Source organism: Halomonas sp. 72, from assembly GCF_052379785.1.
Lineage (GTDB): Bacteria > Pseudomonadota > Gammaproteobacteria > Pseudomonadales > Halomonadaceae > Vreelandella > Vreelandella citrativorans.
Map to the genome: position 1 here is coordinate 165,890 of NZ_JBQSYY010000001.1, position 16,274 is coordinate 182,163.

At 49.4% G+C, this 16,274-nt stretch carries 13 protein-coding genes; 1 reads left to right on the forward strand and 12 read right to left on the reverse strand.

Annotated features, from left to right (window positions below):
* Nucleotides 1-5: 5 nt before the first annotated feature.
* The 12 genes from ACT3T6_RS00815 to ACT3T6_RS00870 all read right to left on the reverse strand — a co-directional run bounded on the left by ACT3T6_RS00815 (nt 6) and on the right by ACT3T6_RS00870 (nt 13,732).
* The gene (locus ACT3T6_RS00815; protein ID WP_193054766.1) at nt 6-986 is read right to left on the reverse strand and encodes a TRAP transporter substrate-binding protein; all 981 of its coding nucleotides are present in this window, start codon (nt 984-986) and stop codon (nt 6-8) included.
* A 60-nt stretch (nt 987-1,046) separates the two neighbouring features.
* Nucleotides 1,047-2,054, reverse strand: a complete 1,008-nt coding sequence (locus ACT3T6_RS00820) for a transketolase family protein (protein ID WP_193054765.1) — start codon at nt 2,052-2,054, stop codon at nt 1,047-1,049.
* Nucleotide 2,055: 1 nt separating this feature from the next.
* Nucleotides 2,056-2,928, reverse strand: a complete 873-nt coding sequence (locus ACT3T6_RS00825; RefSeq protein ID WP_193054764.1) for a transketolase — start codon at nt 2,926-2,928, stop codon at nt 2,056-2,058.
* A gap of 513 nt (nt 2,929-3,441) precedes the next feature.
* Nucleotides 3,442-4,344, reverse strand: coding sequence for a ribokinase (locus ACT3T6_RS00830; protein ID WP_193054763.1), 903 nt, complete (start codon nt 4,342-4,344; stop codon nt 3,442-3,444).
* A gap of 70 nt (nt 4,345-4,414) precedes the next feature.
* The gene (locus ACT3T6_RS00835) at nt 4,415-5,371 is read right to left on the reverse strand and encodes a D-ribose ABC transporter substrate-binding protein (RefSeq protein ID WP_193054762.1); all 957 of its coding nucleotides are present in this window, start codon (nt 5,369-5,371) and stop codon (nt 4,415-4,417) included.
* A gap of 74 nt (nt 5,372-5,445) precedes the next feature.
* Nucleotides 5,446-6,543, reverse strand: a complete 1,098-nt coding sequence (locus ACT3T6_RS00840; protein WP_193054761.1) for an ABC transporter permease — start codon at nt 6,541-6,543, stop codon at nt 5,446-5,448.
* Between the two features lie 25 nt (nt 6,544-6,568).
* Entirely contained in the window at nt 6,569-8,119 is a 1,551-nt protein-coding gene (locus ACT3T6_RS00845; protein ID WP_193054760.1) for a sugar ABC transporter ATP-binding protein, read from the reverse strand.
* 9 nt (nt 8,120-8,128) lie between these two features.
* The gene (locus ACT3T6_RS00850; RefSeq protein ID WP_193054759.1) at nt 8,129-8,773 is read right to left on the reverse strand and encodes a DUF2291 family protein; all 645 of its coding nucleotides are present in this window, start codon (nt 8,771-8,773) and stop codon (nt 8,129-8,131) included.
* Nucleotides 8,774-8,820: 47 nt separating this feature from the next.
* Nucleotides 8,821-9,927 carry an MDR/zinc-dependent alcohol dehydrogenase-like family protein gene (locus ACT3T6_RS00855; protein WP_193054758.1) on the reverse strand — a complete coding sequence of 369 codons (1,107 nt, stop codon included), beginning with the start codon at nt 9,925-9,927 and terminating at the stop codon, nt 8,821-8,823.
* Between the two features lie 427 nt (nt 9,928-10,354).
* Nucleotides 10,355-11,332, reverse strand: a complete 978-nt coding sequence (locus ACT3T6_RS00860) for a sugar-binding transcriptional regulator (protein WP_193054757.1) — start codon at nt 11,330-11,332, stop codon at nt 10,355-10,357.
* 89 nt (nt 11,333-11,421) lie between these two features.
* Nucleotides 11,422-13,152: a dihydroxyacetone kinase family protein gene (locus tag ACT3T6_RS00865; RefSeq protein ID WP_193054756.1), complete on the reverse strand. Its 1,731-nt coding sequence runs from the start codon at nt 13,150-13,152 to the stop codon at nt 11,422-11,424.
* A 106-nt stretch (nt 13,153-13,258) separates the two neighbouring features.
* Entirely contained in the window at nt 13,259-13,732 is a 474-nt protein-coding gene (locus ACT3T6_RS00870; protein WP_193054755.1) for an RpiB/LacA/LacB family sugar-phosphate isomerase, read from the reverse strand.
* Nucleotides 13,733-14,215: 483 nt separating this feature from the next.
* Between ACT3T6_RS00870 and tkt the strand changes: the two genes are divergently transcribed.
* Nucleotides 14,216-16,210: a transketolase gene (tkt, locus tag ACT3T6_RS00875; protein ID WP_193056781.1), complete on the forward strand. Its 1,995-nt coding sequence runs from the start codon at nt 14,216-14,218 to the stop codon at nt 16,208-16,210.
* The last annotated feature ends 64 nt before the right edge of the window (nt 16,211-16,274 follow it).

The following is a 16,274-nucleotide window of genomic DNA, read 5'->3' on the forward strand; positions in this document are numbered from 1 at the left end:
GTTCGTTACTGCTGCTCGTTTTGAGCGGCGTTAACTACCATATCCACAAGCTCTGGATATTCTTCCCGCCACAGATCGTAAACAGAGGAGGTCGCTTCGACAAAAGGCGCCTTATCAACCTCATTAATATTCACACCGGCATCTTCGATCAAGCTACGAAGCCGCTCATCCGCTTCAAGAGAAGCCTGGCGATTGAATTCACCTGCCTCGTCAGCCGCTTCCTGGACCGCCTGCTGCTGCTCAGCAGAGAGCATGTCCCACATCATCTTGCTCATCAGAAGTGGTGTGGACTCATATTTATGCCCGGTCAGCGAGATATAATCCTGAACTTCATGGAGCCTTGACGAGTAGGTATTCATCAAAGGATTTTCCTGGCCGTCTACCACACCCTGTTCAAGCGCGATGTAAAGCTCGGAGAAATTCATGGGGGTAGGATTGGCTTCCAACGCCTCAAAGATATCCACCGTCATTTCATCCGGCGGCGTGCGAATCTTCAAGCCTCGCAGGTCTTCCGGGGTCTCAATCGGGCGTACGTTGTTGCTGACGTGACGAATTCCATTATCCCACAGCCCAAGCAGTACCAGGTTCTGCTCTTCGGCCAAGCGTTTCAGCTCCGCACCCACTTCACCATCCATGACCTCCCAAGCGGCGGGCAGCGAGTCGAAGAGAAAAGGCAGACCCAGCACGGAGAATTGAGGCACTACGCTGGAGGTTGCGCCTTGGCTATTGGTACTGAACGCCAGAGTCCCCATACGCATGAGCGTCAAGGCTTCCATATCGTCGCCGTACTGGGCATTACCACCAACATCAACTATCAACTCACCATCGGTTTTCTCCTCAACCAATTCGGCAAAAAGCTCGGATGCCTCCCATTTGGGGTTTCCCTCTGCCGCATTATGCGTTAACTGAAGGGTCTGCTGGGCGGTGGCACTGCCTGCAAAGAAAACAGCGCCGGCGATGGCAGTAGCAAGAACAGTTTTTTTCATGACGTTTCTCTCAATTCGATTATTTGTTGTAAGTTGTAACTAGCGTATTAAGCTTCTGAATCAATTAACGTTTACAGCAACATGTTGCTCAATGGTTTTGACTACCTCCTTGGTAGAAATACCGTAGCGGTCATGTAGGGTGGGCAACGCACCGGCATCCAAAAACTCATCCGGCAGGCCGATCTGGTAGAACTTGACGGCCACACCCTCTTTCATTAGAAGCAAGGCCACGCTTTCACCCAAGCCGCCTACTACCGAGTGGTTCTCGGCGACGAAGACGGGGCGGTCCGGGTGGCGGCGCACTTCTTCCAGAATAGTCTGGGTATCCAGCGGCTTGATGGTGGCACAGTGCAGCACGCCCACCTCTTTGCCTTTCTCCTTGAGCTCGTCGGAAGCCTCGATAGCCCGCATAGTCATCAGGCCTGAGGAGATAATCAGGGCGTCTTTACCGTCGATCAGTTGCTTGGCCTTGCCAATTTCGAACTTGTAACCTTCGAAGCGGTCCAGCACGCGCGGCACCTTGCCCCGCAGCAGGCGCAGATATACCGGGCCGTTGAAATCCACCATCGCCTGAACGGACTGCTCGATATCGACCGCATCACACGGGTCGACGATCGTCAGGTTCGGCATGCCGCGAAAGATGGCAACATCTTCGGTGGCCTGGTGGCTCGGGCCGTAGCCGGTGGTCAGGCCAGGCAAGCCGCCGACGATCTTGACGTTAAGATTCTCTTCGGCAATCGCCAGGCAGATAAAATCATAGGCGCGGCGCGAGGCGAATACGCTATAGGTGGTCACGAAGGGAATGAAGCCTTCGCGAGCCATACCGGCACCGGCCATCATCAAAAGCTGCTCGGCCATACCCATCTGGTAATAACGATCCGGGTAGGCCTTGGCGAAAATATGCAGGTCGGTGTACTTGCCCAAGTCCGCGGTCATACCGACGATCTTGTCGTTTTTACCGGCGGCCTCGACCAGCGCGTGGCCAAACGGCGCCGAGGTAGTCGGCTGGTCTTCCCCCGCAATGGAGGCGATCATGGCCGATGTTTTAAGCTTCTTCTTGGCGCTCATCTTATTTCTCCCCTGACTGGATACCGTAAACGTCATCAAGCTCTTTGAGCGCCACGCTCCATTCGTTTTCATCCACACGAATAAAGTGGTTCTTATCCCGTTTTTCCAAAAAAGGCACGCCGCGGCCCATCAAGGTGTCGCAAATGATCACGCGGGGCTTGTCGGAGTTACTTGCCAAGGCGCTATCGAAGGCTTCAAGTACGGCTTCAAGATCGTTGCCATCAACGCGGTAGGTTTCCCAGCCAAACGCCGTCCACTTATCTGCGACGGGCTCGTAATTAAGCACCATTGAAGACTTGTCGTCGGCTTGCTGGTCGTTAACATCAACGATGGCAATCAGGTTATCCAGCTTCCAGTGCGCCGCTGAGGCTACCGCTTCCCAAGTGGAGCCTTCGTTCAACTCACCATCGGATAACAGATTAAAAATCCGTGAAGTGCTCTGTTTGCGCTTAAGTCCAAGCGCCATGCCAACACCGATACCTAAACCGTGCCCCAAGGAGCCGCCGGTGATTTCCATGCCCGGGGTATAAGCAGCCATGCCGGACATGGGCAGGATGCTGTCATCACTGCCGTAGTCTTCAATTTCGTCTTCACTGATAACGCCTGCCTCAATCAGAGCGGCATAAAGAGCGATGGCATAGTGGCCAATGGACAGCAGAAAGCGATCCCGCTCTTCCCATTCAGGATTTTTAGGGTCGATTTTTAAAGCGTGAAAGTAGGAAACGGCCAGCACATCGGCGATTCCCAGAGCTTGACCCACATAGCCCTGACCTTGCACTTCGCCCATACGAAGAGCGTGGCGGCGAATACTATAAGCCCGCTGTCGAAGCGCTTTTACGGTACTGGCTTTCGATGCGGTAGCTGTTTGACTCATGCAAGTCACCTCCAATTGGTTGACCAATTGAAGATAAAGGCAATTTATATTCCTCGAAACAGAACTTTAGTCTATGATAAATAACATTAAATTTAATAAATATAAAAAACAGAACAATAAAAAACCATATAAAAGTCCAACAAAAACAAAAAGATAAACGAAAAACACTGCCTTACTATATAAAACAGACGCGCCAAATCAATGCCGTATCAACAGCCGCAGGCAATATAAATAAAACCATGGACAAATGGTCAACCAATGGCGAAGCGCAGAGAGAAAGGCAGGGTGCTCTCAAGGTCTGAGCATGTACGAGATAAACACACACTCAAACCCAGGATGTGGAAATACTGAGAGGAAGAAAAAGACCGGAAGATCAGCGAAAAAAATAAAAAGCCAACGAGCGGAATATCATCGCATCCAATTAATGTTAGCCACCAATACACATTGGTGGCCGCATCCCTACGTGTGTACAGGGCGGATAAATCTTAGCCATCAAAATATTAAAAAAGCACTTTATATCCCTTCTTGCCGCATCAACCGATCGACTTCTTCTGCCCTTGGAATACTGCTGGCAGCACCTCGGTACTGAACGGCTAACGCGGCGGCTGCCGTTGCTCTTTTGAGGCACTCAAGTGGCTCAGCGCCCGCCTGGCGAGCTGCGAGAAAATAGCCCACAAAGGTATCACCTGCCGCTGTGGTATCAATAGCTCTCACCGGTAAAGCGGCTTGAAAATAAGTTTTACTATTATATGAATACCATGCGCCCTCGCTTCCCAAGGTCAGTACTATCTCGGTACTGCCCAATTTATCCCTTAACTTTCTGAGCAAATCTGATGCGCTCGACTTTATCGGCATTTCTAATAAAGAAGCGGCTTCAGTGCGATTAAAAAAAAGTAACTTGCATTGATCCAAGGGTAGTTTTGATATATCTGCGGTCATGGGTGCGGGATTAAATATAACGTTACAACCACGGCTAGCTGCAAGCGGAATAATATAGCCAAGCCCATCACACTCGTTTTGAATAAGCAGCATATCTCCCGACTTAACCTTGGATAGCAACAATGCCAAACGTTCTTTTTCAGCACCGTGATTAACACCAGGGAACAAAATTATAGAATTCTCCCCTTGCTCATCAATCTGAACAATAGCATGTCCACTAGGCTGCTGGGTTAACTCTATATCACATACATCTACTCCTGCACTTTTCAGCTCTTCAACCGCCCAAGTATCTTTTAAAGACACTCTACCCCAATGGCTTACCATACCATTAGCGCGTGCTATTGACAGCGATTGATTTGCCCCCTTACCACCTAACCCTACACTGTGTTCATCGCACCCAAGTGTTTCTCCGGGACGAACAAAATAAGGAACGTGATAAATATAATCGATATTAATTGAACCATAATTATAAATCATCAACTCTTCTCTTTATTAAAAAGGCCAGCCAGTATAAAACTGGCTGGCCTTTAGGTCACTTTCTGATCATCTATCCTTTTAGTACAAAGGGTGCGATATAGTCATCAACATTATCTGGTGTAATAAGAATACAGTCATACAGCTGCTTTTCATTGTCCAAGCCAGTTTCGCCAGTACTAATATAATTATCAGCAATTCTGACGGCATCTTCTGCAAAGACAGCTACAGGCTGCAATACAGTATAAGACAACTCACCAGAACGAACTGCATCAACGGCATCAGGTGAACCATCGAACCCACCAACTAACACACCGTCAAGCAGGCCCTCTTGTTTGAGAGCCACAATAGCCCCTAGTGCCATTTCATCGTTACCGCTAATGACACCATTAATATCTGGGTGAGAACGCAGCATACTCTGCATCTTATTGCGCCCTTGGGTACGATCCCAATTAGCGATGTCAGAGGCTACTTGGGTTAGATCAGGATACTGGCTCAGGACAGTCTCATACCCATTAGAGCGTGTTGCTGCATTATTATCTGAAGGCGGACCTTCTAATTCTATATAGGTCCCTTCCCCGTTCAACTGCATTGCCCACTCTTGCGCACCTAACGCAGCCCCCTGAGCGTTGTTTGAAACTAACTGAGCCTTAGCTAATCCTTGTTCATTTATCTCAGCATTAATTATAAATACAGGAATACCTGCATCGACAGCCCTTCGGACAGCGCCAATGGAGCCATCTGCATTAGCAGGATCCAAAATTATAGCCTCAGCCCCATTGGTAATAGCCGTATCAACCTGATTACTTTCCGTATTTGTATCACCTACATGTGAGCTGACATTCGCTGTGTATCCTAATTCTTGTGCGGTGCGCTCAGCAATTGCTCCTTCTGTTTGCCAGTAGGGGTTAGACATATCATTCACGATAATAGATATTAGCCCTTTATCCTGAGCTACAATAGAGCCACTTACTAGCATTGACATGCTGGCAAGCGCTGTTAGAGCTAGCTTTTTACTTTTTGGAAACATACATCACCTCATAGTTATGATTATTAGAACTTCTGCGTAGTCCTTCGCAGGCCATACTTCTAAGCAAAACCACGCTAAGCGGCTGTTGCTTCAGAACTTTTATCTTTTGAATCTATTTGTTTTGTCTCTAACTTTTTAGAAGACTTATTTTTGGCACTGTACTGAATGTTATTAAGCATGACGGCAAAAACAATAACACTTCCTGTAAACACCATTTGCCAGTAGGCAGAAACCCCAACGATTACCAGGCCATCTGCCAGGAAGCCAATTACAAATGCACCCAGCAGAGTATTTCTTACTGAGCCGCGCCCACCCATTAGTGAAGCCCCCCCTATAACGACTGCAGCGATTGCCGTTAATTCATAGGTTGTTCCTGCAGTGGGCCCTGCTGACGTTAATTGAGAGGCAAGAACAATCCCAGCCAAGGCAGCGCATACACCGGAAATAATGTAAACAGAGAGCTTCACTCTATTAACAGGCACACCTGATAACTCTGCCGCCCTTGCATTACCACCCGTTGAGTAGACCCAGCGGCCAAACGGTGTGCGACTTAGCGCCAGCATGCACACAATAGCCACAAAAAAGAGGATCAGAACCCCCACAGGAATACCCAATAATTTGTTAAAACCAAGCCACTCGAACCCCGTATTACCTAATGCAGGATCACCACTCAAGCGATTAAAAGTCAGGCCATCAGTCAGCAACAGCGCTGCCCCACGAGCAACATACAACATGCCCAATGTGGCAACAAAAGCAGGCACTTTAAAATAGGCAACCAGAACACCGTTAATACTACCGACTAGCCCACCTAGTAAACACGTAAGCACTACAACAACCCACACGGAGGGAAAGAACGCTAAATTAAGCGCCTCAATCTCAACCCCTTCTAGCAGCATGCCGGCAAATACTCCGCACAGCGCCAACGTAGAGCCTACCGACAAATCTATACCGCCTGTTAGGATGACAAACAGCATTCCTATACCTAGCAAACCGAAAACAGCTACGTGCGAGGACATCGTCAAAAAATTGCCTGTCGAGAAATAAACAGGCGAGAGAATAGAGAAGACGATAATAATCGCGATCAATGCAAAAAAGGCCCTTCCTTCCAATAATATCTTGATGATATCAATATTGCCCTTTTTGACTCGTGATCCGTTGTTGTAATGAGACATGTTAATCACCTATCCGATTGAATACTCACGCGGCAACTGATTCGCCTGAAGCGGCCATAATTTCTTCCTTCGATACGCCAGGCCCGAATTCAGCAGAGATTCGCCCCTTGCTCATCACTACAACCCTATGCGGTATGCTTAAGCACTCGCTTACTTCAGATGTTGTAAAAACGACTGCCAAGCCCTCGCGCGCCCCTTCACTGAGCAGCTTGAAGACCTCTGCTTTCGCGCCAATATCAATACCTCGGCTCGGTTCATCAAGCATGAAGACGTCAGGATTGGTTGCCAGCATTTTACCGATAACAACTTTCTGCTGATTGCCTCCAGACAATGAGCCAATTTCAGCCTCACCACCATCTGTTTTGATATGTACCTTATTGATGGCTGAAGCAACCATTCCCTCCTCTAAGCTGGATGAAGTAAGTCCTTTGCGAGTAAATGCATTGATGCTAGCCAGCGACAAATTACGCCCGACTGTCATGGTTGCCACCAATCCATCCCGTTGGCGGTCCTCCGGTACTAGCACCAAACCTCTTTCTATTCGCTGTGCAATGTTGTAATGCGATATCTCTTGTGACTGGAGTCGTATTTTCCCCTCCGACTGCCGTACTCGCCCAGCAACACACTCTAGTAGCTCTGTTCTTCCTGCCCCCATCAATCCATAAATACAGACTATTTCTCCCGCACGAACATCAAGTGACAAGTCATCCACCACATAGCGATCTGCGACATTATCGTCACTTACGCAAAGGTGCTGAATAGAAAGCGCTATGCCTCCTTGCTCATACCCTTCCGGGGGTGAGCCAAGATCAAAGCTCTCGCCCACCATGTGCCTTACAATCCACTGAAGGTCGATTTCGCAGCGCGGGGCATAGGCGGTCATAACGCCATCACGCAGAACAACAGCATGATCTGTAATCTGCAGCGCTTCCTCTAAGTGGTGTGAGATATAGACAATCGATACACCCTTGCTTTTGAGATCCCGGACTACTTTGAACAGTGTCTCGACCTCCGACGCGCTTAATGCAGAAGTCGGCTCATCCATGATGAGAATGCGGGATTTTTTGGACAGCGCTCTAGCAATTTCAACGATCTGTTGTTGACCAACACGCAGATCTTCGACCGGCGTTAAGGGATGAATGGGCTCATCCAACTCTTTCATTAATAGCTCAGCCTGACGTGCCTCTTCGCTATAGTCGACGCTACCACTAACTTTAGTAAGCTCACGCCCCATGAAGATGTTATCGCGGACATTCAAATTAGGAGCCAAACTTAGCTCTTGGTGAATGATAGTAATACCTAATGCTTCCGCATCAGATGGTGAAGAAAAGCAAACGTTTTTTCCTTCAAGAACAATATCTCCAGCTGTCTGAGGGATGACGCCAGACAAAATTTTCATCAGTGTAGATTTTCCCGCCCCATTTTCGCCAAAAAGCGTAGTCACCAGCCCTCGGTGTATATCGAAATTGACTTCTTTAAGGGCTTGCACTGCACCAAAACGTTTTTCAATATTACGTGCAGAAAGGATCACCTCACGTGAAGTCGTTTTAGCTGTCGATTTCTGATTGTTATACATAGCTACTCCTTAGTCAGTGATCGCTATGCTCACCGGAGTAATTAGCCAGTTCTTTGGATTAATCATGTTAAAGGAGCCAGCGATCACTAAAGTTTTTCCCGTTAAATCCTGCCCTGCCATTTCCGAAAGTATCTGACGCTTCATTTCTTCATTTAAAGCAGCACCTGCATTTTGATATTCAATCTGGTTGGTGAAATCACTAAACTGAATATCCCCAGTGGTATCGCGAAGCGCGGTGCCATTAATCGCCGACCCAGCTTGTACCCGAACAACAATTTCATCGGACATACCAGCGACATTAACGGTATAAATGCCCGACTTTTCGTCTACAGCCACGCCTGTTAAAGTCACCGGTATAATATGGCCAATACCAGATGGAATACCGTATTTCTCTCCTGACGCAACGGCACTTTCAAGAGCCTCTGGCGCCAACACGGTTGCTTCTACTGCATTGGTTTCTACGTACTCTTTAATCTCAGGAAAGCTTTGTTGTGCAAAGTTTTCTGGTGAAAACCCCATTTCACTCTCAAGCTCGGTCAGGCTTACAATTTTGGTATCAAATGCCATTAACACAATAAGCGCTATGGCACAAACACCTACCACATAAACCTTTATACGCTTGTTAGCGGGCAACGAATTTAATGTCGCTGACATGGTCACTCCGGCATATTATTATGCTTATGATAAAAATCTTTAATGGCTTACTTCCAGTCTGGAATTAACACCACTTTTAATGCATCGGGATCATTGCGCATAAGATCCAGCCCCTCATGAAATTTATTCAATGGAAGCTTATGAGTTACTACACGATCCGTCGGAAAATCATTATTACCAATACCTTCAATAACCAATGGGTAGCAATAGGGACCTAAATGAGCACCCAATATATCCAGCTCTTTACGGTCACTAATAATACTCCAATCAACAGTAACAGGTTCTTTAAAAACACTAAACTCAACAAACCGCCCAAGTTTACGAATCATATAAAGCCCCTGCTCTACCGACTTAACTGCTCCCGTAGCCTCAATATAAATATCGCAGCCGTATCCCTCTGTAATACTTTTCACATAGTCGACAACATTAACCTCAGCTGGATTCAGAACGATGTCCGCACCAAATTCTTTGGCAAGCTCTAGCCGTTTATTATTGAGATCCAGGACTACCAGTTTCGAAGGGCCGGATTTTTTAATCGCGCCGATCATCCCTAACCCAAGCGTACCTGCACCGGAGAGAACCACGACATCACCCAGCTCCACCTGTGCACGTTTAACGGCATGCAGTGAACAAGCATAGGGTTCAATGAGGACCGCTTTTTCCATCGGGATTTCATCGGGGAGCTTATGGTTAATGGCTTCTTTGGGGAAGACCATGTATTCAGCCATACCACCATTTACATTGTTCTGAAACCCATAGACATCATGCTTTTCACACATCCAATACTGACCCCGGTTACAGAATCTGCATTCCCAGCAGGGCACAATTTGCTCAGATATAACGCGATCACCAATTTCCAAGTGTTTAACGCCGTCGCCCAATGCCATTACATGACCTATAAACTCATGCCCCGGAATCATAGGAGCCTTTATATAAGCGGGCTGAGTATCATCTCCCCAAAAGCTGGGTGCGCCTTCGTATGCCTTGAGATCACCTGCGCAGATGCCGCATGCTTCGACCTTAATCACCACTTCTCCCTCTTTCGCCTCTGGAACAGCAACCTCCTCAAGACGATAATCACCTGGAGCATAGGCCACGACAGCTTGCATGGTTAGTGGTAATTCAGCGTGCTTGTTGTTATCGGCATTACGCATTGCTCACTCCTAATGTCTCTTATTATGGTTTACAACCTTTCGTGCATTACAAAAGATATCACCGTGTACATATGAGTTAAGTACTTTAAGGATAGTCGAGTCAATTTATATTGTAACTTTTCATGCTAATACTTTAGACTAATACCATAACAAATTGATTATTAACAATAAAAAATAAAAATCCTATAAGACATAAAATCTCCCTATATAAGAAATACGTAAACCACCCTCGATCATATGATCATAGGACTATTAAATGCATCGCCTAACACATGACATCCTTGGCATACCAAAATGCATACACCATGGACAAAGTGATAAACAAAGAAGTGGCTGAAAAAGGGATTAAGCAGATAACCAAAGCTGCCAAGCAACTGAATAAATTGGGCGTTCAAGCCAGCCAAAAAGCCAATAGATAGGCATCTGCTTATGTCACATTGCGCTGAGTCGCTTCATCAAGGCGCAGAATAGTATGAGCATTAGTGACGCTGGTCGCTAATGTATCAATCACGCCTGTGCGAAGCGCACCCAAAATACCCACAGCTTTGGTATTCTCACTAGCGATAGCAATAACATCGGGAATTCGCGTAAGATCCTGAATATTAAGGCCTACTACACGCCCCTGCATGCGTGTATCAGAAGGCTGACCGTGGATATCGATAAAGTCATAACCCATCATATCCCCCACCGTCCCAGACAGGCGCGCTTCGGCTATCTCTTGGGCAGAAAACCATCCCATGCGTACCATATTGCTATCTTCACTTACGTCGCCCACGCCAATTAAAGCGGTATCGGCGCGTCGCGCACGGTCCAGCGTCTGGCGAACAGTGGAATTTTCGTACAATGCGTCCCTTACATCGCCGTTTTGTACCAAGGCAGGAGCGTAAAGTGTCTCACTATCGCCGCCAAACCGGCTCGCCAAGCGTCGACAAATATGATCAGGGTTCATATGCTCACCTGCACGCAGCGATCCGCCAATTGCACAGACAAAAGAAACCTTTAATACCTCTGCCTGAAAAACGTTATCTGCCACGGCGGCTACATTACGCCCCATACCAACGGCGACAATCTGGCCATCAATCAAGCTACGCGATAAGTGATCTGCCACCAGGCTCGCCACACCTGAACGCTGCGCATCTGGGTCCGCGTTATCCAGGGCAATTAGCGCCCGCTTGAGGCCAAAACGTCGCTTAAGCTCTTGCTCAATTTCAATGCTAACAGCGGGATGCACTCGTACTCGAACATCAACAATTCCCTCTGCTTGTGCCTTTTTAAGCAGACGTCCTATTCGTACTCGTGAATGACCAAGCCGATTAGCGATCGCTTCTTGGGTTTCCCCCTGTACATAGTAGAGAGTCGAAATCTCTGTCATCAAGTCAATGTCAGCAGTATCTTGACTATTCATTCAGCATCCGGGAATTGTTTAAAAGCATGGCACGTACTTAAAAACGAGGCGCTCCTACTTAAGAGCACCTCGCACGAGAACGTATAATGTCAGCTAGGCTCACACTTTTTCAATACAGGGATAAGCGCTTGAATGATCAGCGCGAGCGAAACAGCCCCTGCATCACGCGTGCCCAGACTTTTTTCTGCCAACGGGCGTGCCCGCCCCACTCGGGGTAACAGTTTCGCCGTTTCGTCAGCCGCTTTGCTAGCAGCGCGTGCGGCAACTTCCCAGCAAGCCACCAGCCCACCGCTCTTCTCAACCTCTTTGGATAAAGCATCGGCAAATGGGACCAGCACATCAACGAGCGTCTTATCACCCAACTCCGCCTTACCAAACGCCATTACCTGATCACGCGCACTTATCACACCTGCCGCAAGGCGCTGGCCAGAGAGCGGCCTATCATTACCTAGCGACTCTCCCATTGCTTTCAAAATCACCCGCCAGATAGCCCCTGATGTACCGCCCGCTTTATCTGACCAGCGCTGCCCTGCCCATTGCAGCACTGTTTGCGCGCCTGCACCCTTATTAAAAGCCTCGTTAGCACCTTCTAGCGCAGCTTTACTACCACGCTGCATACCGATGCCATGATCGCCGTCACCCGCGACGGCATCAATCTGACCCAATAAATCGCAATGGCTGTTCACGGTATTGGCAAGGACCTCCAGCGACTCGATAACGCCCCGCGCTAACTTACGAGAAGACTCGCTGGCCTCAGGAATAGTATCCTGCACCACGACCTCTACCTCAGCCGGGTCTAACGCCTCAGCGGGCTTGACACTGCCTTTTCGATAGCCAGGCGCATCAGCTGCAGCGGTCCAAAGCGGCTCCATTTGTTGATCAAGCCAGAAAAATGTCAGTGAAACCCCCGCCATGTCCAGGCTAGTCACCAGCTCACCCACATCCGGCTCTACAATATGTATGCCTACACTCTGCAATAGCTCATCGACTTTGCGATAAATAACAAATAGCTCTTCGTACTTTACGGTACCCAACCCATTAAGTACCACGGCCACGCGGGCTCCGCTGACTGCAATACCTTCAGGAACCTCTTGCAGCAATCGATTAACGAGCATTTCTGCCAGTTCATCGGCGGTGGGAACATCAGCCTCACTAATACCAGGCTCACCATGAATCCCCAACCCAATAGCCATCCTCCCCTCAGGCACATGGAAAAGGGAATCATCCGCTCCCGGCAGCGTGCATCCCTCAAAGGCAACACCAAAAGAGCGCGTGCAACGGTTTGCCTCTTTCGCCACCACGACGACTTCTTCAAGCGACAAGCCGTTTTCAGCAGCGGCAGCAGCGGCCTTAAAAACGGTTAAGTCCCCCGCAATGCCACGACGCTTATCTATCTCTTCTAGCGGTGCACTAGCTACATCATCAGTCACCAGCACGATTTCACAAGGAATGCCCTCGGCAATGAGGCGCTCTCGTGCCTCACCAAAATGCAGTACATCACCCGCATAGTTGCCAAACGAAAGCAGCACACCTCCACCGTTATGGGCTGCTTTAGCCACTGAGTAAACCTGCTGAGAGGAAGGAGAACAGAACAGATTCCCCATGACGGCGCCATGCGCTAACCCCTGCCCAACCAAACCAGCAAACGTGGGGTAGTGGCCGCTCCCACCCCCAATTACAACGGCTACCGTACCGGGTTCACTGCGCGTACTGCGCACAACACCACCGGGTACGGCCATCAACTTATCGCGATTAGCAGCCACTAATCCTAAGCGCGCTTCTTCAGGAAAATCACTCGGATCATTAAACAGGCGTGTCATTATTATACCTCCGGAGTGAAGACATACGGCGTCATCACAGCTTGCATAGTGGTGTTATTGTTAATTTCTGGCTATTAATCAGTCTCGCCATCTCATCAACTTATGCTTAGCGGGTTGTTAATCGAGACTCGTACTCATCAATTTTTGCTATTTTTAACTCGGAAGCACCACCAGAAAAATGATTACTCAAAAATGTGGAGACAATTAGCTTGGCTAATTCTGGCCCCACAACTCTCGCCCCGAGGGTCACGATTTGTGCGTTGTTACTGGTTTGAGCTTTAGCGGCCGAATAAACATCATGCGTTTGAGCAGCCCGTATACCAGGCACTTTATTAGCAGAAATAGCTACTCCAATACCTGTCCCACAAACCAGTACTCCACGATCAAAACGCCCTTCCTTAATGGCCGTTGCTACCTCAAATGCGACGTCAGGATATAGCACCGGCTCAGCATTAAACGTGCCAAAATCTTCAACCTCGAAGCCTAGCTCACGAACATGGCTAATCAGCATTTCCTTTAAGCCGTAAGCAGCCTCATCACCACCAATCGCGACCCTGAGAGTAGGCGTTTTATTAGACATTTTGGTTCTCTCCGCACAAGCAATAGAAGCACGGCGACCGATAGCAACAAATATTCAGACACTCTATCCAGCCGCCTACTGGTGCCTTCAATCTACCACCAGATGATCATTTGTAAATAGATTGATCATAAGAACATAAAGTATATGTCAGCGCTTATACAAAAGAGATAAAACATAAATATGGTAAGCGATTGAATAATATAAATTATTAGCCAAAAAAGCTGTAGAAGCATAATACTTATACTTTTGTATAGTAACCATCCATCCAAAAACTCCGTCACCATGCTTGACGAAAGACTCTTAACTGCCCAATCATTTGATCACAGACTGTTCATTTTAAAAATAGCAAAAATGACAAGCGAACACTCGCTGGCAGATGGCGTTCGGCTGTTGACATCGACTAACAGGACCAGGCGTCATTGATCTCGTAGCGCCTTATAGCTTGCAGTGTCATTTAATCAACAAGACCAAGGCATGATTCTTATGAAAAATCGCTCTGCCCTCGCCAATGCCATTCGCGCCCTTTCCATGGATGCTGTTCAGAAGGCCAAGTCCGGCCACCCTGGCGCCCCCATGGGCATGGCTGATATCGCCGAGGTGCTGTGGAATGATCACCTCAAGCACAACCCCGAAGACCCAAAATGGGCCGATCGTGACCGGTTCGTGCTGTCCAATGGCCACGGCTCAATGCTGCTCTACTCTTTGCTGCACTTAAGCGGCTATGAGTTAAGCCTGGAACAACTTCAGAACTTCCGTCAGTTGCACTCGCCCACCGCCGGCCATCCGGAATTTGGCTACGCGCCCGGCATCGAAACCACTACCGGCCCGCTCGGTCAGGGGTTTGCCAACGCCGTCGGCTTTGCGATTGCCGAAAAAACCCTGGCAGCGCAGTTCAACCGTCCGGGCCACACCATTGTCGATCACCACACCTGGTGCTTTTTGGGTGATGGCTGCCTGATGGAAGGCATTTCCCATGAGGCGGCGTCGCTGGCGGGTACTCAGCAGTTGGGCAAGCTGATTGCGCTCTACGACGACAACGGCATCTCGATTGATGGGGAAGTGGAAGGCTGGTTTACCGACGATACCGCCAAGCGCTTTGAAGCCTACGGCTGGCACGTGGTGCCCAATGTCGATGGTCACAAGCCGGAAGAGATCCAGGCCGCCATTGCACTTGCCAAACAGAACGATGACAAGCCCAGCCTGATTATCTGTAAAACGGTTATCGGTTTCGGGGCGCCCAACAAGCAGGGCAAGGAAGAGTCGCACGGCGCGCCGCTGGGCGAAGAAGAAGTTGCCCTGGCACGCAAGCAGTTGGACTGGCCCCACGCGCCGTTTCATATTCCCGAGCCCGTGTACGCTGGCTGGGATGCGCGTGAAGCAGGTAAAACCCGCCAGCAGGAATGGGAAAAACGCTTTGCCCGCTATGCCGAGGCGTTCCCGGCCGAGGCGCAGGAATTCAAGCGTCGCATGAAAGGCCAACTGCCGGCTGAAATACCGACCGAAGCCCTCATCGAGCAGGCCCAGGAAAAAGGCGCCAGCATCGCCACCCGTAAAGCGTCGCTGGAAGCGCTTAACGTGATTGGTCCGAAAATGCCGGAGCTGCTCGGCGGCAGTGCGGACCTTGCGCCGTCCAACCTGACCTTCTGGAAGGGTGCCAAAGCGATTACGCCGGAAGATGCCAGCGGTAACTACCTGCACTATGGCGTACGTGAGTTCGGCATGGGCGCGGTGATGAACGGTATCTCCCTGCACGGTGGTTTTGTCCCGTACGGCGCAACCTTCCTGATCTTCATGGAGTACATGCGTAACGCGGTTCGCATGGCGGCATTAATGGGTCAGCAGGCGATCTACGTATTTACCCATGACTCCATTGGCCTGGGTGAAGATGGCCCGACCCACCAGCCGATTGAGCAGTTGACCAGCCTGCGCACGACGCCGAACCTGAACACCTGGCGCCCGTGTGACGCGGTGGAAACCGCCGCGGCCTGGGATGCAGCCATCAAGCGTCACTCGGGCCCCACGGCGCTGATCCTGTCGCGTCAGAACCTGCCGCACCAGGCCCGCACCAAAGCCCAGCTGGCTTCCATTCAGCGTGGCGGGTATGTGCTGAAAGACAGCGACGGTACGCCCGAGCTGATCCTGATCGCCACCGGTTCGGAAGTGGGACTGGCCATGGACGCTGCCGCCGAGCTTGAAGCACAGGGCAAAGCAGTACGCGTGGTCTCCATGCCGTCGACCTACCGCTTCAACGGTCAGGACGCCGAGTACCGGGAAAGCGTCCTGCCCAGGGCGGTCACCAAGCGCATCGCCATTGAAGCCTCACATGCCGACTACTGGTACAAGTATGTAGGTCTGGACGGCCGTGTGATCGGCATGACCACGTTCGGCGAATCCGCCCCTGCGGGTGAGCTGTTCAAGCACTTCGGCTTTACGGTTGAGAATATTCTTGGCACAGCAGACGAAATGCTAAACAGGTAAGAAAAATAGCTGAACGACGTTCTACTCAGAGCATGGCTAGCGTCACCAAAAACGCCATGCCCTG